A 20,153-nucleotide genomic window follows, 5' to 3' on the forward strand; every position below is an offset into this window, starting at 1 on the left:
GTATAGCCCCTTATGCGCAACTGCAAAAGCGACGCGGCACAAGCGATTACAAAATAAACCGACTTAGGTCTTCGTCTTGTGCAAGTTCGCCTAGATAACGATCCACATAGGCCCCGTCAATTTCTATCTGTTGGCCTTGTAAGTCACTGGCATTAAATGAAATTTCTTCCATCAGTCGCTCAAGCACTGTGTGTAAACGGCGCGCACCGATGTTTTCGGTGGTTTCATTTACCTGAAACGCTATTTCTGCAATTCGCTCAATTCCGTCGCGGGTAAACTCGATGCCAACCCCTTCAGTGTTCATTAATGCCTTGTATTGGGTGGTCAACGACGCATTCGGCTCGGTCAGAATACGCACAAAATCACCGCTGGTTAATGCTTGAAGCTCTACGCGAATAGGTAACCGCCCTTGTAACTCGGGAATCAAGTCAGAAGGTTTTGACATCTGAAATGCGCCCGAGGCAATAAACAAAATATGGTCAGTTTTTACCATGCCATGCTTGGTTGAGACTGTGGTGCCTTCAACCAATGGCAGCAAGTCACGTTGCACGCCTTCACGCGATACGTCTGGGCCTGATACGTCGCCACGCTTACAAATCTTGTCAATTTCATCCAGGAACACGATGCCATTTTGCTCAACCGAATGCAGCGCTTGTTCCTTGATGTCTTCCGGGTTCAGCATTTTGCCTGCTTCTTCTTCAATCAAGTGCTTAAACGCATCTTTGATTTTCATTTTTTTCGGTTTTGATTTGCCGCTACCTAAGTTCTGGAACATGCTCTGTAACTGCGAGGTCATTTCTTCCATACCCGGTGGCGCCATAATTTCCACACCCATTTGGGCAGCGCTAATTTCTATTTCAATTTCTTTGTCGTCCAACTGCCCTTCGCGCAGTTTCTTGCGAAACACTTGGCGGGTATTCGACTGTTCACGCGGCTCATCCTGCTCGTCTGCCCACCCCGCCTTTTGAGCGGGTGGCAACAAGGCATCCAGAATGCGTTCTTCGGCTGCATCTTCGGCACGGTGACGCACTTTTTGCATCATTTGCTCGCGAGTTTGCTTTACCGCAGTGTCGGTAAGATCGCGAATTATCGATTCAATTTCTTTACCAACATAGCCAACTTCTGTGAATTTCGTGGCTTCTACTTTAATGAATGGTGCGTTTGCCAGCTTAGCTAAGCGGCGCGCAATTTCTGTTTTACCAACGCCGGTTGGACCAATCATCAAGATGTTTTTCGGTGTTACTTCTTGGCGCAATTCATCATCTAATTGCATCCGGCGCCAGCGATTGCGCAACGCAACAGCAACAGCTTTTTTAGCATCGTTCTGGCCAATAATGTGGCGATTGAGCTCATCAACAATTTCACGGGGGGTCATATCAGACATTGCTTACTGACTCCTGTTCTTCAATAGTTTGGAAACTGTTGGTGTAGACACAAATGTCACCTGCAATGGTCAGGGCTTTTTCAACAATCTCACGTGCGCTTAAATCGGTGTTTTCCAATAGTGCCGTTGCGGCAGCTTGGGCAAAAGGGCCACCTGAACCGATAGCGATCAGATCATTTTCAGGCTGAACCACATCGCCATTACCGGTAATAATCAAAGAGGTGTGTTTATCAGCCACAGCTAATAACGCCTCAAGCCGGCGCAAAGCGCGGTCAGTACGCCAGTCTTTGGCTAATTCGACTGCAGCACGCATTAAGTTGCCTTGGTGTGCTTCAAGTTTCTTTTCAAAGCGTTCAAATAAGGTGAATGCGTCCGCAGTACCACCGGCAAACCCGGCCAATACTTGGTTGTTATATAGGCGTCGCACCTTGCGTGCATTGCCTTTCATGACAGTGTTGCCAAGTGAAACTTGGCCATCGCCACCGATGACAACTTTGTCACCGCGACGGACAGATACGATAGTAGTCACAAATACGTCCTCTTGGTTGCTATGCTCCAGTTATGAGGCCGTATTTGCGAAATTCAATGGGGCGGGGTTAATTCCAGTTCCAAATTTGGCAGCCATGAATGTTGCCGCGCTCAAGTTTATGGCGATCGCGCTCGGCATCGCGCTTCGTTTCATAGGGGCCTAATACCACGCGATGCCAGACGCCGTTACCGCCATCAGTAGTGCGGATTAATGACTCAAGCCCAATCATGGCAATCATTGCACGCATTTGTTCCGCATCACTTAAATTACGGAACGAGCCGCACTGCATCAGTTTAGGCGGACCAATTTCGCGCTCAGGCACATCCACAATCACTTCCTGATTTTCCAGTACATCTGGATATTGGTAACGCTCTTCTGGCATATCAGGTATGGGTTTAATTTCTTGCTGGGGCTGTTTTTCTGGCACATCCGTGACGACTGGCGCCGGATCAGTTTGATTGGATTTACCGGAAATAGTCACCAGAAACCAAACAAACCCTGCCACCAAGACTACAGCCAACAGCACAACCCACCAAGATACTGAGGGCTTCGCTGCTTTCTTGCTCTGTTTTTTAGGCGGCGTACGTTTTGGTGGACGTTTCCTGTTTGCGTAATCCATGCTTACATCTTCTCGAGCGTTGGAATGCCTAGTAAATCAAGACCTTGGCGCAAGGTTTTCGCGGTAAGAGCAGCGAGTTTCAAGCGACTTTGGCGTAAGTGTTCATCTTCGGTCTGCAGAATCGGGCACGCTTCGTAAAAGCTTGAGAACGCACCAGCAACATCATACAGGTAGCCACACAAGAAGTGTGGCATGGCTTTGTCGGACACGTTATGTATCACTTCGTTAAAGCGCACAAGAATATTGGCCAGCGCAATTTCACGCTCGTCATTCAAACTAAATTCACCGCTGATATTATCTGGGTTTACCCCTGCTTTACCAAAAATACTATTCACTCGTGTAAACGCATAAAGCAAATAAGGTGCAGTATTGCCGTCAAAGCTGAGCATGGTGTCCCAATCAAAAATGTAATCACTGGTGCGGTTCTTAGATAGGTCAGCATACTTCACTGAGCTAATACCAACCACCTTTGCCACATGGGCCTGTTCTTCGGCATTTAGTGAGGTGTTCTTACGTTGCACTTGTTCCAACGCGCGTTTTTCTGCTTCATCGAGCAAATCGGCAAGCTTGGTTACGCCGCCGTCACGGCTCTTGTATGGGCGCCCGTCTTTGCCCATCACCGTGCCGAAACCATAATGGTCCATTTGCAAATCTTCGCGGGCAAAGCCTGCTTTTTTGGCGAGCGTGAAAATCTGCTGGAAATGCAACCCTTGGCGCTGATCGACAAAGTATATTAAATGGTCGCCTTTAAGAACGTTTTGGCGATAACGCACAGCGGCTAGGTCGGTCGTGGCATACAAATAACCACCGCCTGACTTTTGCACGATAACCGGTAATGACTCGCCATCTTTATTCTTAAATTCATCTAAAAATACGCACTGTGCACCCTGGTCTTCAACCAAGAGACCTTGTGCTTTTAGGTCTTCCACCACTTGCGCTAAGTCATCGTTATAAGCGCTCTCGGCCATAACATCTGCACGTGTCAGTTTCACCCCAAGGCGATCATACACTTCCTGACAATGGCTCAAGGACACATCAATAAACTGTTGCCATAGCGCTCGGCATTTCGGTTCGCCGGATTGCAGCGCAACCACGAGCTCACGCGCGCGTTTTGCAAATTCTTCGCTTTCATCAAAACGTTTCTTTGCCGCTTTATAGAAGGTTTCTAAGTTACTCAACTCCATGTCCAGTTCGGCGTTGTCGAGTTCTTCCATGTGCGCCAGTAACATACCAAACTGCGTTCCCCAGTCACCCACGTGATTCTGGCGAATCACCTTGTGGCCAAGCAGTTCTTTAACGCGAGCAACCGCATCGCCAATAATGGCTGAACGCAAATGCCCTACGTGCATTTCTTTGGCAAGGTTAGGTGATGAATAGTCGATAACCACCGTTTGGGTTTCGGCAGCTGGCTGCACGCCCACACGGGCATCGGTATAGGCATGTTCAAGCTGATCAATCAGCTGTTGCTGACTGATCGTGAAATTGATAAAGCCCGGCCCGGCAATTTCTGTTTTGGCCACAAGGCTGTTTTCCGGCAACGCACCGATTAACGCTTCAGCCAACGCACGTGGATTCATTTTCGCGGGCTTTGCCAGCATCAGTGCGAGATTAGTCGCGAAATCGCCATGGCTTTTATCGCGGGGGCGGTCTAGCTGAATCCGAGCGTGCACGTCAGTCGGCAACGTGCCTTGTTGTTGCAGGGTGGCCACGGCGGTGGCAAGTAAGGATTCCAGCTGTTCTTTCATTGAATTTTAAACCTTAAAGCGATATTAGCTATTGGATACTAGTAAGGGCGCTGCAGTCATTTTAGCTAATATCTGATAGCTAACGGCTGATAGCGCATTTGCTCGTCATTTTATATGCTTTTGCGGACTAACTGAAGTCTTGTGGGTCGATGTCTAGCGACCAACGTACTTTTCGCAGTTCCGGTAACTTTTCTAAGTGGGGCAATACATAGCGCAATAGTTGCGCGCGCAAGCCGCGTTGCTCAGTTTGTAGCAGCAATTGATAACGGTAGCGCCCGGCACGACGTTCCATCACCGCGGGTATTGGGCCAAGCACAATCACGTCATCACGCACTGGGAATAACTTTGCAATGCCTTCTAAAGCGGCGATAACCACTTCGCTGTTATTTGCTTCAGCGCGAAATAAAGCATGCTGACTGAATGGCGGCAAATGCGTTAGCTGCCGCTCCCGCAGCGCGGTTTCTGCAAAGTGGCTGTAGCCGTTGTTGATCAAATCTTGAATCAATTCATGTTCAGGATGGTGCGTTTGCAGCACCACGGTACCCGGTTTACTGGCCCGGCCGGCACGTCCCGCAACTTGGGTGAACATTTGCCCGAGTCGCTCTGCCGCGCGGAAATCAGCACTGTAAAGTGCTCCGTCTACATCGAGCAGCGCCGCCAAGGTGACATCCGGAAAGTGATGGCCTTTGGCGAGCATTTGAGTGCCCACCAGAATTGGATATTTATTGTCGCGCGCGTCTTCTAGGTGCTGCTGCAAGCTTCCTTTCTTGCGGGTGCTGTCGCGGTCGATGCGCAATACCGGATAGTCAGGAAACTTCTCGTGCAGGGTTTGTTCCAACTGCTCCGTGCCGACGCCACGACCAATCAGCTGGGTCGAGCCGCAGTCATGGCACTGCTTTGGAATGGGCTGCTGCGCGCCGCAATGATGGCATTGCAACTGACGCTTGCCTTGATGCACCGTGTAATACGCATCACAGCGTCGGCACTGCGCCAGCCATCCGCACTCATGACACAACAGAGCGGGCGCAAATCCGCGCCGATTTAAAAATAATAACACCTGTTGTCCAGCCTTAAGGTGCTCGCCCATCAGCTGAATCAATGGCTGTGATAGCCCCGCTTTCAGCGGTAAATTCTTAATATCCATCAGCACATGCTTGGCGGCGATTGCTTGCCCCGCGCGCTGGCTCAATTGCAGGTGCGCATAGCGCTTATTCAATGCATTGTTTAGGCTTTCTAATGAAGGGGTGGCCGTGCCTAAAATTACCGGGACTTGCTCTTCATGGCCGCGCATCACAGCAATATCTCTGGCGTGATAGCGAAAGCCATCTTGCTGCTTGAGCGAGCCATCATGCTCTTCATCAACAATAATCATGCCCAACGCTTTGCAGGGTGTGAATATTGCCGAACGCGTACCAATTATAATGGCCGCACTGCCAGCACGCGCGTCAAGCCATGCATCAAGGCGTTCGCGGTCACTCAAGGCGGAATGCAACATCACCACAGGCACTGCAAATCGCTTTTGGAAGCGACGCAATGTTTGTGGCGTAAGGCCAATTTCTGGAACCAACACCAACACTTGTTTGCCGCGGCGCAGAACGTCTGCCATAGCTTGCAAATAAACTTCGGTTTTGCCGCTGCCGGTTACCCCTTGCAATAAATAGGTTTGCGCTTGCTTGGCCGCGCCGATAGCTGCCACCGCGAGCGCTTGCTCAGGGTTGAGTTGCAACGGTTCAGCCGCAATTTCAAATTGCCAGCTTTGTGCTGCAGCAGGAATGTGCTCAACCGCTTCAACCCAGCCTTTTTCTTGCAACGCTTTGAGAGCCGATGGCGAATACTCTTGCATGCGGATATCGCGACTCAGCAATGCTTGTTGTTGCAATGCCGCCAATAGTCGCTGCTGTTGCACCGCGCGTTTTAAATCGTTCAACGCAACCGCCGCACCCTGTTCAGTCACTTGGTAACGGGTGGTGGCTTGGTAGCTGGCACGCTCGCCTTGGCGTAACAATACGGGTAAGGCGTTTTGAATTACGTCACCCAAAGGGTGATGGTAGTAGTCAGATGCCCAGTTCAGCAGTTGCCACATTGGTGCGGGCCATACGGCATGCTCATCGATAACTTCGATAACTGCCTTGCGTTGGTAGCTATCATCAGCGGCACTGGCCTCACCCACGCAAACGCCAACTAATTCCCGTTTGCCGAACGGTACGCGCACACGCGCACCCACCGCAGGAAGGGTATCGCTGTCGTAGTCGAAGAGGCGCGGCAATGGAACGGGCAGCGCGATTTGGATAATAAATGCCATGCGCCAGAGTTTACCGCGTTAATCGTTGATCGTTAATCGTTATTCGTGATTGAGTTACTAATGAAGAACGGTAACGAAGAACGACGTTAATCCTTCATATAATTTTTGGGTAACGCGATGCGGGCGGCGCCAGAAGCTACTGCGGCTTCAGCAACTGCGCGTGAAACCCGTGTGCGCAAACGCGGATCAAGTGGTTTTGGAATGATGTACTCGGTACCAAATTCCAGTTTATCAACGCCCGCAGCTTTCATAACCGCCTCTGGAACAGGCTCTTTCGCCAAGGTGCGAATTGCTTCAACTGCGGCAAGTTTCATCTCATCGTTAATGGCTTTTGCACGAACATCCAGTGCACCGCGGAAAATAAACGGGAAGCACAACACGTTATTCACTTGGTTTGGATAATCTGATCGGCCGGTGGCCATGATTAAATCGTCGCGTACCGCCAAGGCAAGTTCTGGTTTAATTTCCGGATCAGGGTTCGAGCAGGCGAAAACGATTGGCTTGGCAGCCATCAGTTTCAACGCATCTGGTGACAAGAGGTTAGGCCCCGACACGCCAACAAACACATCGGCTTCCGTAATCACTTCTTCAAGCGTGCGCTTATCGGTGTTGTTGGCAAATAGTGCTTTGTATTCGTTCAGGTCTTCCCGGCGGGTATGAATTACGCCTTTGGAATCCAGCATATAAATATGCTCGCGTTGCGCACCGCATTTAATCAGCAATTCCATGCATGCAATGGCCGCAGCGCCAGCACCCAGACAAACGATTTGAGCTTTGCGCAAATCTTTACCCTGAATCTCCAACGCATTTAAAAGGCCAGCCGCAGTGACGATGGCAGTACCGTGTTGGTCGTCATGAAAAATTGGCACTTCGCAACGCTCAATCAGCGCTTGTTCAATTTCAAAGCATTCCGGGGCTTTAATGTCTTCCAGATTAACACCGCCGAAACTATCCGCGATGTTGGCCACGGTGTTAATAAAGTCTTGGGTGGTGCGATGGGTTACTTCGATATCAATCGAATCAAGCCCCGCAAAGCGCTTAAACAATAACGCCTTGCCTTCCATAACTGGCTTGGAGGCCATGGGTCCGAGATTACCTAATCCGAGTATTGCCGTACCGTTAGAGATAACCGCGACCATATTGCCTTTGGCGGTGTACTTATAAACATCGTCAGGGTTTTCGGCAATGGCTCGAACCGGCTCTGCTACGCCCGGACTATACGCTAGCGCCAAGTCTTTGCTGGTTTCAGCCGGCTTGGTCAATTCAATACTTATTTTTCCAGGGGTTGGATATGCGTGATAATCCAAAGCTTGCTTGCGAAAGTCGGTCATAATATGAGCATACCTATTTTAGATATAGAGAAAACAGGAATAGAGAAAATAACGTCTATGAATATTCCACATTGTAGAGGGAATCCACTCAATAAGACATCTTACCTGATAATAGCTTATTAAAAGCTTTGAAGATTTTGGATTGTATAAATTGACACCATCGGTTTTTTCAATGAAACCGCTGGCTAGAGGGAAAGTTGGAAATAAAAAAGGCGCCTTCTGGCGCCTTTCTTGTAAATCTGTGCAGAAGTGCCTGAATTAAGACTCTTTCTTGCCACCCAACACTGCGAAACGCTTGTTGAATTTTTCGATACGACCGCCAGTGTCCATAATACGCTGCTTACCAGTGTAGAATGGGTGACACTCTGAACATACGTCCAAGTGCAACTCGCCGCCTTTGGTTGAATTGGTCACAAAAGAATGACCACAAGAGCATGATACGCTCAGCTCAACATATTCTGGATGAATACCTGCTTTCATGGGATTACCTCGTTAGGCTGCATCGCCATCCGATCTATTGCCGGATACCATACAAATTGTGTTTAAAAAATGCGTTGCTTTATTAATCAACGCAGCAAATTAGGGCGCGAATTATAAGCGCCAAGGGCCTCAAGATCAAGAGCGTTGATCGTTATTCGTGCGCTTCGCTGTTCGTCCGCGCTTCGCGCTGTTCGTAATATCAACGAATAGTGAGGCGAAGCCGAGCGGACGAACAGCGAAGCATACGAAACACGAATAACGAATTATGTATTTTTATTCTTGTTTTATGAATTTATATGCACTATTATTCAACCAAGTTATTTCTTAAATGGTTGAGTGGGTTTTTTAGTGGAGCACAGCAATACAATACCGTGTGCAGTATTTGGCGCAAGTGGCTACAGTGGCGTTGAGCTGGTTTGGCTAATGCATAACCATCCACAATTCACACTTATCCATGCATTTTCTTCTAGCGCACGTGAAGAAGCAGAGCCTATTGCTAGTTTGTATCCCCAGTTAACGGGACAGCTTGATGTCATTCTGCAACCTTGGCACTCGGATTTGCTGAGCCAACTCGCTCAGCAAGTTCGGGTGGTTTTTTTAGCGCTGCCCCATGAAGCAAGCGCACAGCTTGCTCCCCAATTAATTAAAGCTGGACTGGTTGTATTTGATCTTTCCGGTGCTTTTCGCTTAAACGATAACGCTGTGCATGAACAGGCCTACGGCTTTAAGCGTGCGGCTGACACGCCCAAACATATTCCTTATGGTTTAGCTGAATGGACGCCGTTGCAGGGCTGCGAGCAGCTTATTGCGGTGCCCGGTTGCTACCCAACGGTTGCCGCACTTGCGTTAAAGCCTGTGATGGAATTTATTCAGGGAACGCCCATTGTGAATGCCGTTAGCGGTGTTTCGGGCGCAGGAAAAAAAGCAGCGGCTCACACCAGCTTTTGTGAAGTGAGTCTGGCTGCCTATGCCGTAGCACAGCACCGGCATCAACCTGAAATTGCGCAAAGTATTGGCAGTGACGTGCTATTCGTGCCCCACCTCGGTAATTTTAAGCGGGGTATTTTGGCCACTATTTATGCACAACTAGCCCCAGATGTAACCCAGCAGGTAGTTGAACAAGCTTTTCAAACCGCTTATGCAGCACATCCGCTGGTGCGCATACGCCAGCAGCCTCCAGCTATTAACGACGTTGTGGGTACCGCATTTTGTGACATTCATGCCGTTGTTCATGGCCAACAGCTTATTCTGTGCGCCGCCATTGATAACTTGCTCAAAGGTGCTGCAGCACAGGCGGTTCAACTGGCCAACAATTACTTTAAATTACCAGCAACCTTAGGCCTGACCTCGCGCGGAGGTGTGGTATGAACACACTCGTACTCAAGTTAGGCGGTCGTGTGCTGCAAAACGCTAAAAATCTTTCCGCATTGCTCAGCACAGTCCAGCAACTTGCCCAATTACGTCCGTTGGTATTGGTGCATGGTGGTGGCGACCAAGTTGAACAGATGTTGCTGCAGTTAGGGCACACCAGCTTAAAAGTAGACGGACAACGCATCACGCCTACTGCGCAGATGCCAATTGTTGCGGGTGTTCTAGCGGGTGATATTAACTCGCAGTTGGTTGCGCTGGCACAACAGCACCAGTTAAATGCGGTGGGCCTTACCTTAGCCGACGGACAGTCCGTACGCTGTGATATTGATAGTAGCCGCGGTGCGGTCGGCGTGCCCTTCCCGAACAATGCCGCGTTGCTCACGCTGCTATTAGCGCATAACTATGTACCCATTTTGAGTTCTATCGGCGTGTCGGCTGACGGCCAACGCCTTAACGTCAATGCAGACCTTGCTGCAGCGGCTATCACCCAACTACTCGACGCGGACTTAGTTTTACTCACCGATGTACCCGGAATTTTAGATAAACACGGTGCGCTCATTGACAGTATCTCTATCGATCACGCCGAAGCACTCATTGCCGACGGCACAGTGCGCGATGGCATGCTGGTCAAACTCAACGCTGCGGTTCAAGCCGCGCAAGCATCGCGACGAAGCATCGCGGTGGCCGGCTGGCAAAACGCCAAAGCGCTAACCCGATTGGCACAGGGTAAAGCAGCCGGAACCCGCATCCACCTCTAAGTAGCCGCTGATTTTCATTTTCTTTTATTAGGTTATTAAACAGATGAACGATTTACTTCAATTGCAGGATCTTAATCCGCAACAAGCGACAGATTTATTGCAGCGGGCGCAGTCTATGAAACAACGTCCAGCGGCTTGGTCTACTTATTTGCAAGGCAAAAGTATTGCCCTGCTGTTCGAAAAGCCATCGCTGCGCACCCGCGCCAGCTTTGCTGCAGGTATTAACCGGCTTGGCGGCCACAGCATCTATCTTGACGCCCAGCATCTGATTGGCGAACGCGAGCCCGCCAGCGACGTGGGTGCGAATTTAGCACTGTGGCACGATGCCATTGTCGCGCGGGTGTATTCACAAGACACACTGACAGAATTGGCGCAGGCTTCGAATAAGCCTGTGATCAACGCACTAAGTGATCGCTGTCACCCTTGCCAGGCTCTAGCCGACTTGCTCACCCTGCAAGAGCAATTTGGCGACTTAAGCAAGGTGCATTTAACTTACATTGGCGACGGCAATAATGTGTGCCAAGCATTAATAGCCGGCGCTGCGCTGGTGGGTATGTCACTGCAGGTGGTTACACCTCCCGGTTATGAACCGGATGCCGAACAATTCCAGGCAGCACAGCAACAAGCGCAACAAACAGGGGCGCAGATTACCGTGCTACATGATTTGAGCGAATTGCAGCCAACCGATGCCATTTACACCGACACCTGGTTTTCAATGGGGCAAACGCGAGACAACAATGCCGTGATGCATGACTTTGCGCCATACCAAGTGAACAACGATTTAATGCAACGCCTGGGTGCCAAGTTCTTTATGCATTGCTTGCCAGCTTCGCGTGGACGGGAAGTTACCACTGAAGTGATTGATGGTGCCGGTAGCTTGGTGCTGCACCAAGCAGAAAATAGGCTACACGCCCAAAACGCTATTTTAGTTACATTATTTGAAGGAGATCACGCATGAGTAAGTCCGTTCACAAAGTTGTTTTAGCTTACTCAGGTGGCTTAGACACCTCGGCCATCGTGCCGTGGCTGAAAGAAAACTACGACTGTGAAGTGGTCGCCTTTGTCGCTGATGTTGGCCAAGGCGATGATGAACTGATTGGCGTTGAAGAAAAGGCTATTGCTTCAGGCGCCAGCAGCTGCCACATCGTTGACTTAAAAGACAAGTTTGCCCGTGAGGTGATTTACCCAACGCTTAAAACCGGCGCGATTTATGAGGGACAGTACCTACTGGGAACCGCGCTGGCGCGTCCGATTATTGCTGAAGCACAGGTTGCAGTAGCTCGTGAAGTGGGTGCTGACGCGCTGGCACACGGTTGCACTGGTAAGGGTAACGATCAAGTTCGGTTTGAATCTGCATTTGCTGCCTTAGCACCTGAACTCAGGGTGATTGCCCCGTGGCGCGAATGGCACATGCGTTCGCGCCCACAACTCTTAGCTTATTTGGCTGAGCGCAATATTCCCTGCAGTGCATCGGCGACCAAAATTTATAGCCGCGATGCCAACCTTTGGCACATTTCTACCGAAGGCGGTGAATTGGAAGACCCTTGGAATGAGCCAACCGAACAAGTATGGACGTGGACTATTGCACCGGAACAAGCACCTGACCAGCCTGAATACCTCAAGCTTTCGTTTGTGCATGGTGAGCTCGCTCAGATTAATGACACGCCATTTCAACCGGTCGAAGCTATTTTGCACCTGAACCAGTTAGCTGGCGCACATGGTGTCGGCAGATTGGATATGGTGGAAAACCGCTTGGTTGGCATGAAGTCGCGGGGTTGTTATGAAACGCCAGCCGGTGAAGTACTCTATACTGCGCTACAAGGCTTAGAAAGCTTGGTGCTTGATCGCACCACGCAAGACTATCGCATTCGCTTGGGCAATGAATTTGCCCAGCTGATGTATGACGGTCGCTGGTTTACCCCACTCAAAGACATCATGCTGGCTGCTGCAACCAAAGTTGCCGAACCTCTGACCGGTGACATTGTGGTGAAGCTGTACAAGGGACAAGCAACAGTCACCCAGAAGCGCTCCCCAAACAGTCTATACTCGAATGCGTTCGCAACTTTTGATGAAGATGACGTGTACAACCAGCAACATGCTGAAGGTTTTATTCGTCTCTACAGTTTGGCCAGCCGTATTCGTGCGTTGCATGCACACACTAACGGCGGCAAGGAGTAGACCATGAGTTTATGGGGTGGACGGTTCAGTCAGCCGAGCGCTGCTGAATTCAAACAATTTAACGACTCGCTGCGGTTCGACTATGTGCTGGCACCGTTTGATATTCAAGCGTCACGAGCCTGGGCAGGCGCGCTGCAAAGTGCCGGGCTCATTTCAACAGAAGAAAACCAGCAGTTGCAGCAAGCTCTGCAGGCGTTGGCCAAAGCCGTTGCTGCTGAGCCCGAGTTGCCGCTGCAGACAGACGCAGAAGACATTCATAGCTGGGTCGAGGCGCAGCTGATAGCAAGCATTGGTACAACAGCCAAAAAACTGCACACCGGACGTAGTCGTAACGACCTGGTGGCAACCGATTTACGCTTGTTCTGTAAACAGTTCGCTGAGCATCTGATCAAGGCCAATTTGGCCGCCATTGAAAACTTGCTCATCTTTGCAGAGCAGTATACAGATGCCATGTTGCCCGGCTATACCCATCTGCAGCGGGCACAGCCGATTGTAGCGGGGCACTGGGCTATGGCCTACGTCAGCATGTTGCAGCGCGATGTTAGCCGGCTGCGTGAAGCAGTGCGCCGCATGGATGTTAGCCCTCTGGGTAGTGGTGCCCTGGCGGGTACTACTGCAAGCATTAATCGCGAAACGCTCGCACATGAACTCGGGTTTCGGTATGCCAGTGAAAACAGCCTCGACGGAGTGTCGGATCGTGACTTTGTACTGGATCTATTGAACGCCGCCAGCACCGGTATGATTCATTTATCGCGTCTGGCTGAAGACGTTATTTTCTATTGCTCCGGTGAATCTGGCTGCTTCAGCATGAGCGATAGCATTAGTAGTGGTTCATCGTTGATGCCGCAAAAGAAAAACCCCGACTTGTTTGAATTGCTGCGCGGTAAAACAGGCCGCGTGTTGGGCCATCAACATGCCATGCAAGTGACTCTAAAAGGGTTGCCGCTGGCCTATAACAAAGACATGCAAGAAGACAAAGAGGGTCTATTTGATGCCCTGCATAGTTACTTGCAATGCCTGCAGATGCTTGCGTTTGCAGTACCAGAACTCACCGTGAACCGTGAGCATGCTGCATTGCAGGCGGCTTTGGGCTATAGCAACGCCACTGAATTGGCCGATTATATGGTCAGCAAGGGTGTCGCTTTTCGCGACGCACATCATATGACCGGCACCTTGGTGGTGAACGCGCAACAACTTGGTATCGCGCTAGAGCAGCTTACGCTTGAGCAGTTTCAACGGGTTTGTCCAGCTGTCGATGCGGATGTGTATGCCAGCTTGGATTTGCAGTATGGCTTAAATCAACGCCAAGCCATGGGGGGTACCGCGCCTAAGGCTGTAAAAGTTGCCGTAAAACATGCGCAAGATTGGTTGCACGCTGCCGAGGCCGCCAGCAAACATGTGCGCCAAGCACGTTTAAGTGATGCAGATAAAATCTGTGAACTAATTGCTTACTGGGCTGATCAAGGCGAAAACTTGCCGCGTGATAAAGCTGACGTGCTGCAAGCGATTCAAAGTTTTGCCGTGGCCGAAATCAATGACGAGGTGGTCGGCTGTGCGGCATTGTATGTGTACAGCACGGGCTTGGCTGAGATTCGCAGTCTTGGCCTATTTAAGAATGCTCAAGGCAAGGGTTTAGGCGCTGAGCTGGTGGCATTTTTGCTTTGGAAAGCACGTGAACTCGGCATTGCCCGCACCATTGTGCTGACTCGGGTACCTGAATTTTTTGGCAAACTTAACTTCCGCATTACGCTGAAAGAAAAGTTACCGGAGAAAGTCATGAAGGACTGTGAATTGTGCCCACGCAAAGACAATTGCGACGAAACGGCACTGGAATATCTGCTGTAGGGTTTTCTACAGCAGTATTTTTGCTTATTCGACCTCGTCGAACTCAGCGTCGTCTGGAATTGGCAGGCCACGGCGCGTTAGCTCTTCGCGCACGGCTTTGGGTATTTTGTTAGGGTTATCTTTGCGTAAGTCATCATCGGTTGGCAGTGGCTGCCCGGTGAACGCATGCAAAAAAGCCTCACAAAGCAATTCGCTATTGGTTGCATGGCGTAAGTTTTTAATTTGCCGACGGGTACGCTCATCAGTGAGCACTTTGAGTACGCGCGTGGGAATCGACACGGTTATTTTCTTCACGTGCTCACTTTTCTTACCGTGTTCCACATACGGGTAGATGTAATCGCCGTCCCATTCCATACTGCGCCCCTTTACTTGCTAAGTGTTGCTGCGTGACTAAAAAAACCCTGCACAATGTGGTGAATTGTACTGGCGAATTTGGCACAGTCAACTTTATACGCATAGCTGTCTATACGTCTTTTTGTGCTAACCTTGCGTAATGGCGCTTTATTGGCACAAAAACGCACAGTATAATCAATTTCTTAATTAGGTTTCTTACAGGAGAACGCACGCGCATCATGACGGTTGAGGTTCAAGTTACCCCAGAGCAAATCCAAGCCGTGGCCGATACGGTTCAAGTTCACAAATTTGGTGGCAGCAGCTTGGCTGATGCGTACTGTTACCGTCGTGTGGCACGTATCGTTACCGAATATGCCGGCGCCAGCGATTTGGTTGTGGTTTCGGCAGCGGGTGACACCACCAACCGCATTCTCGAAATTATTGATGCGAAATCGGACGACAAAGGTGTCGCCGAGGTTCTACTAAAGCAACTCGAAAAATATCAGCAAGGCCTGATTCATGAACTGCTCAACGGTGACGTGCAAGCGCGCGTGTTGCAGCAGTCGCAAACCGACTTTAAACGTTGGTACGCGTGGTTAAACGATCAGGAAGAAATTAAACGTCGCCCAGAATTGCTTTCGTATGGTGAGTTATGGAGTGCACGTTTATTATCCGCGTTGCTCGAGCAACAAGGCGTAACTGCAGACTACATTGATGCCCGCACGTTTTTAGTTGCCGATGACGCCCCTGAGCCACACATTCGCGTTGACGTATCCCGTGCCGGTTTACTCAACCGCATAGCACCGCACCCTGGCACACGCTTCATTGTTACTGGTTTCATTTGTGCCGATCCTGACGGTAATTCGCTTATTCTAGGCCGTAACGGCAGTGATTATTCAGCTACGCTGGTCGGCAGCCTGATTGACTCTAAGCAAGTAACTATTTGGAAAGATGTAGCCGGTGTTTACTCCGCTGACCCGCGTAAAGTTGAACGGGTGGTGAGCTTACCGACTATTGATTGGCAAGAAGCCGAAGAACTGGCGCGCTTGGGTAGCCCTGTGCTGCATCCACGCACTTTTCAACCGGTTAACCGCGAGCGCATGGTAATTGCTGTACGCTCCAGTTTGAAGGTTGAAAATCAACAAACCCGCATTGGCCAATACAACGACACTGAGCCAAAGGGTAAGGTGCTGACTTCGCTAGCCGATGTAGTGCTATTTCGAGTTGATTTGAGCGATCCAAAATTAGTTGAGCAATTCGAAGCTCTTGAATTAACGCCGTTAATCAGCTGGAACGAAGTCGCCCAGCACCACGCCTACTATGCCTACCATCAAAACCATTTAGAGTTTATGGAGCGGTGGCTGGAGCAAGTCGACAAAGCGGACCATGTGGTGCAAATGGCCGGGTACTCGATGATTGCGCTGGTTGGCGCACGCATTCAGGAAAGCGACCAATACGGGACGTTTAAAACCGAACTGAGCGCGCAGAACTTGCGTCGCTTGGCATTTTCGCCCGACAGCAACTCCGTTATTGCGATTTTGGAGCAAAAGCTTGATAACCGCTTATTAAACCGTTTACACAGCCAACTCTTTAATTATCGCCGCAGTTTGGGCGTGTTAGTGGTTGGCCGCGGTAATATTGGTAGCGCTTGGCTTTCGCTCTACCGTCGCTTACGTGAGCGGATTAACGAGCAAATGGACGTGCGCATTATTGGCATCTTGAACTCAACCCGCATGTGGCTGGACTACAACGGCGTTGAACTGGATGACTGGGAGGCCAGTTTCGATAAGTTCGCACGCCCGTATGAGCTGAGCCAACTTATTCCTGAGCTGCCGAATGCCCCGTATGATGAATTGGTGATGCTTGATTTAACCGACTCCGTAGGGGTTGCTCAGCTGTATCCGAGCTTTTTTGCCAACGGGTTGCATATTATCAGTGCCAACAAACGCGCTGGCGCATCCGGTGAATCGCAGTATCAGGAAATACGCACTATCCAGCGCGAGTACGAACGCGAGTGGTATTACAACACCACGGTAGGCGCCGGATTGCCGTTAAATTATGCGTTAAATGACTTGCGCAACTCAGGCGACACCATTCGCAGTATTTCCGGTATCTTCTCAGGCACCATGAGTTGGCTGTTTGAAAATTTTAACGCTGACGTGAAATTCAGTGACTTAGTACGCGAAGCGAAAATGCGTGGCTTGAGTGAGCCGGATCCACGTGAAGATTTAACCTGCCAGGACATCGTACGTAAATTACTTATCTTGGCGCGTGAAATTGGCTTGAAGCTGGACTGGAAAGACATCGACGTTGAGAGTTTGCTGCCCGAACAGCTCGAAGATATCCCACTGGATGAATTTATGCAGCGCTTGCCTGAACTCGATGATGCCATGCATCACTTGTATCTGGATGCACAGCAAACTGGCAAAGTGCCGCGATTGCTCGCCAGTTTCGCAGTGCAGGAGAATGATCAGGTGCGCGCTCGGGTTGGCATCGAATATATTCCAGAGGGCGATATGCTCGCCAACCTGATTCCAGGTGAGAATATTTTTGTCATTTATACCGATTGGTATCATGAAATGCCGCTGGTTATTAGCGGTCCTGGTGCGGGTAAAGAAGTGACAGCAGGCGGTGTGCAATCTGACCTGAACCAGTTACTGAGTCGCCTCAGTAACCGGCATCAAGGTTAATAACGCACAGGCTTTCAACGCTTAGAATATAGAATCGTCTTCTGAGAAAATATCCTTTGAAGACGATTTCGCATCTGCGTATTCAGTCGGTGCCGTGCCCGGCAAGAAATACTCAAATCGCGTGGTGTAATCACTCTTACGACTCAGCTTGCCGGTTTCTAAATCAATACGTGCCATAACCAGCCCTGGCGGCACTTGAAACGGTTCAATCGTTGCATCTTCAAGCGCGATTTCCATGTAATTTATCCACATTGGCAATGCCGTTTTTGCGCCGCCTTCAGCGCCGCTGATTGGCTGTTCACTGCTATCCAGATTTTCATTCATGGTGGTGCTACCCAGCGCGCGCTCTAAGTTATCAAACCCGACCCATGCTGTTGTCACCAAGCCACTAACGAACCCTGAGAACCAGGTATCTTTACTGTCGTTGGTAGTACCGGTTTTGCCAACAATGTTGCGACCCGCTAAATCAACAATGGGTTTTGAGCGTTGAATACGCCATGCGGTGCCGTTCCAACCGGTGCGATGCTGCCAGCTACCGCCACCCCACACTGCTGAGTTCATGGCTTGGGTGACCAAGTATGCATTTTGCTCCGTGATTACTTGTGGTGCTTGCACCACTTCGCGTTCCTCATCTTCACACAATACGCAGGCAACAGCTGGGCGGGCGGTGTATACCACCTGCTCATTGTTATCCACAATGCGTTCAATAAAGTACGGATTAACCAAATAGCCGCCGTTGGCAAATACCGCATACCCGCGCGCAACTTCAAGCGGTGTCATCGAAGCAGAACCCAGCGACAAGGATTCATTGCGTGGCAATTCATCAATCGCAAAACCAAACCGCGTGAGGTACTCAACGGTGGTATCAATGCCCAATGAGCGTATCAAACGCACAGAAACCACGTTTTTAGATTTCGCCAGAGCTTGGCGCACTCGTATCGGCCCTTCATAAACATCAGGCGAGTTGCGGGGGCGCCAGGCGATACCGCTACCCGGATTCCATTGGTTAATTGGCGCGTCATTCACCAAGGTAGCTAACGTGAAACCATTTTCTAAGGCCGCTGAATAAATAAACGGTTTGATATTCGAACCAGCTTGACGTTCCGCTTGAATGGCGCGGTTGTATTGGCTAATGGCAAAACTGTACCCACCAACAGCCGCAGCAATGCTGCCATCTTGAGGGCGCAATGAAATAATTGCACCGCTCGGTTCAGGCACTTGCGCCAAGCGTAAGCCGTTCTCTGTAGCGCGTACACGAATCAACTGGCCCGGCGCTAACACTTCAGCCGCGGTGCTCGGCGCCGCACCTTGACGATCTGCATGCATGTAGGGGCGAGCCCAAGCAATACCTTGCCAAGGTAACTCTCGTGGACTACCACTCGCAGTTAGCACCAAAGCGGCGCGTTCCGTTACACCCAGAACAACCGCCGGCACGGTTAAACCGATAGCCTCTTGCTGACGCAAAAACTCGCGAATGGCATCATGTTCCCACGCGCTTTCTTCGGGCTGCCACAACACTTGCTCAGCACCTCGATAGCCATGACGCTCGTCATATTCATGTAAGTTAAGCTGAACAGCACGTTGGGCGGCACGTTGTTGTTTCGCATTCACCGTGGTGAACACTTTAAAGCCACCGTTATAGGTTGCGTCTTCACCATAGCGAGAAACCATGTCTGCGCGCACCATTTCCGCCAAATAAGGTGCGCTCATGGTTACTTCAGCGCCATGCAATCGCGTCTCGATTGGCTCAGCCAACGCATCACGGTATTCCTGCTGGTTGATAACCCGCTCAGCCAACATACGCCCTAACACCACAGCGCGACGCTCTCGCGCACGCTCAGGATTCGAAATTGGGTTCATGGTGGAAGGCGCTTTCGGTAAGCCGGCAATCATCGCCATTTGGGCCAAACTTAAGTCGGCAACATCCTTACCATAGTAAACTTGCGCAGCCGCGCCAACACCGTGGGCGCGGTGCCCGAAGGTGATTTTATTCAGGTACAATTCAAGAATTTCATCTTTGGTCAGTTCTTTTTCCATGCGCAGCGAAATAAATGCTTCTTTAATTTTTCGCGTCCACGTTTGATCAAAGCTTAAGTAGAAATTTCGCGCCAACTGCTGCGTAATCGTACTACCGCCGCCTTGAATTTCGCCAGAACTCACCATTAAAAAGAAAGCACGTGCCACGCCGATGGGGTCAATGCCGAAGTGATCATAGAAGCGTTGATCTTCGGTGGCTAAGAAAGCGTTGATTAACGGCTGGGGTATTTCTTCTAATTGCAGCGGAATTCGACGAATTTCACCGAACTGTGCAATGAGTTCGCCGTCTGACGAGTACACCTGCATAGGGGTTTGCAGGCGCACTTCTTTCAGCTCGGCAACACTTGGAAGCTCGTCTTCCCAATAAAGGTATAAGCCAGCAACGATTATCGTCCCGAAAATAGCTAGCGCTACGGATACTCCAAGCACCCACTTAAAAATTTTCAATGAAAACCCCTTTTTTTCCTTTCGACTATACTGTTTTACAGGTTGCGCATTTTACGCTCATATTATAGAAAGATAAGGTAAGAAACGTAATGTTTATTTAGAAA

General features: G+C 50.1%; 15 protein-coding genes. 6 read left to right on the forward strand and 9 right to left on the reverse strand.

The features are described from left to right. Nucleotides 1–46: 46 nt before the first annotated feature. From hslU to rpmE, 7 genes are all read right to left on the reverse strand, one after another. Nucleotides 47–1,384 (reverse strand): HslU--HslV peptidase ATPase subunit, encoded by a 1,338-nt coding sequence (hslU, locus tag ACN0UY_RS09385; RefSeq protein WP_417666499.1) that lies wholly within the window; start codon nt 1,382–1,384, stop codon nt 47–49. Next, on the reverse strand, nt 1,377–1,913 hold the full coding sequence (hslV, locus tag ACN0UY_RS09390; RefSeq protein ID WP_417659184.1) for an ATP-dependent protease subunit HslV: 537 nt from the start codon (nt 1,911–1,913) through the stop codon (nt 1,377–1,379). The genes hslU and hslV overlap by 8 nt, the downstream gene beginning before the upstream one ends. Nucleotides 1,914–1,980: 67 nt before the next feature. Next, nucleotides 1,981–2,532, reverse strand: a complete 552-nt coding sequence (locus ACN0UY_RS09395) for an SPOR domain-containing protein (protein ID WP_417666501.1) — start codon at nt 2,530–2,532, stop codon at nt 1,981–1,983. Between the two features lie 2 nt (nt 2,533–2,534). After that, nucleotides 2,535–4,277 (reverse strand): arginine--tRNA ligase, encoded by a 1,743-nt coding sequence (gene argS, locus ACN0UY_RS09400; RefSeq protein ID WP_417666503.1) that lies wholly within the window; start codon nt 4,275–4,277, stop codon nt 2,535–2,537. Nucleotides 4,278–4,404: 127 nt separating this feature from the next. Further along, the gene (priA, locus tag ACN0UY_RS09405) at nt 4,405–6,579 is read right to left on the reverse strand and encodes a primosomal protein N' (protein WP_417666505.1); all 2,175 of its coding nucleotides are present in this window, start codon (nt 6,577–6,579) and stop codon (nt 4,405–4,407) included. Between the two features lie 86 nt (nt 6,580–6,665). Continuing rightward, on the reverse strand, nt 6,666–7,910 hold the full coding sequence (locus ACN0UY_RS09410) for a malic enzyme-like NAD(P)-binding protein (RefSeq protein WP_417666507.1): 1,245 nt from the start codon (nt 7,908–7,910) through the stop codon (nt 6,666–6,668). Between the two features lie 258 nt (nt 7,911–8,168). Beyond that, nucleotides 8,169–8,390, reverse strand: coding sequence for a 50S ribosomal protein L31 (rpmE, locus tag ACN0UY_RS09415; protein ID WP_128352648.1), 222 nt, complete (start codon nt 8,388–8,390; stop codon nt 8,169–8,171). Between the two features lie 348 nt (nt 8,391–8,738). On the opposite strand from rpmE, the gene argC reads away from it, so the two are divergent. The 5 genes from argC to argH are packed head-to-tail and all read left to right on the forward strand — an operon-like array spanning nt 8,739 to nt 14,542. Further along, nucleotides 8,739–9,758 carry an N-acetyl-gamma-glutamyl-phosphate reductase gene (gene argC, locus ACN0UY_RS09420; RefSeq protein ID WP_417666509.1) on the forward strand — a complete coding sequence of 340 codons (1,020 nt, stop codon included), beginning with the start codon at nt 8,739–8,741 and terminating at the stop codon, nt 9,756–9,758. Then, nucleotides 9,755–10,519: an acetylglutamate kinase gene (gene argB, locus ACN0UY_RS09425; RefSeq protein WP_417666511.1), complete on the forward strand. Its 765-nt coding sequence runs from the start codon at nt 9,755–9,757 to the stop codon at nt 10,517–10,519. Before argC ends, argB begins: the two co-directional genes overlap by 4 nt. A 43-nt stretch (nt 10,520–10,562) precedes the next feature. Further along, nucleotides 10,563–11,477, forward strand: coding sequence for an ornithine carbamoyltransferase (argF, locus tag ACN0UY_RS09430; protein WP_417666513.1), 915 nt, complete (start codon nt 10,563–10,565; stop codon nt 11,475–11,477). Then, nucleotides 11,474–12,697, forward strand: coding sequence for an argininosuccinate synthase (locus ACN0UY_RS09435; RefSeq protein ID WP_417666515.1), 1,224 nt, complete (start codon nt 11,474–11,476; stop codon nt 12,695–12,697). Before argF ends, ACN0UY_RS09435 begins: the two co-directional genes overlap by 4 nt. A gap of 3 nt (nt 12,698–12,700) precedes the next feature. Next, on the forward strand, nt 12,701–14,542 hold the full coding sequence (gene argH / locus ACN0UY_RS09440) for an argininosuccinate lyase (RefSeq protein ID WP_417666517.1): 1,842 nt from the start codon (nt 12,701–12,703) through the stop codon (nt 14,540–14,542). Between the two features lie 24 nt (nt 14,543–14,566). Here the strand turns inward: argH and metJ are convergent, their stop codons facing one another. Next, entirely contained in the window at nt 14,567–14,896 is a 330-nt protein-coding gene (metJ, locus tag ACN0UY_RS09445) for a met regulon transcriptional regulator MetJ (RefSeq protein WP_417659193.1), read from the reverse strand. Nucleotides 14,897–15,114: 218 nt separating this feature from the next. On the opposite strand from metJ, the gene metL reads away from it, so the two are divergent. Beyond that, a complete protein-coding gene (gene metL / locus ACN0UY_RS09450; RefSeq protein ID WP_417666519.1) occupies nt 15,115–17,565 on the forward strand; it encodes a bifunctional aspartate kinase/homoserine dehydrogenase II in 2,451 nt (816 codons plus the stop codon). Nucleotides 17,566–17,586: 21 nt separating this feature from the next. Here the strand turns inward: metL and ACN0UY_RS09455 are convergent, their stop codons facing one another. Continuing rightward, nucleotides 17,587–20,049, reverse strand: a complete 2,463-nt coding sequence (locus ACN0UY_RS09455; protein WP_417666521.1) for a penicillin-binding protein 1A — start codon at nt 20,047–20,049, stop codon at nt 17,587–17,589. Nucleotides 20,050–20,153 lie beyond the last annotated feature (104 nt).

This window comes from Pseudidiomarina sp., from assembly GCF_048268165.1.
GTDB lineage: Bacteria > Pseudomonadota > Gammaproteobacteria > Enterobacterales > Alteromonadaceae > Pseudidiomarina.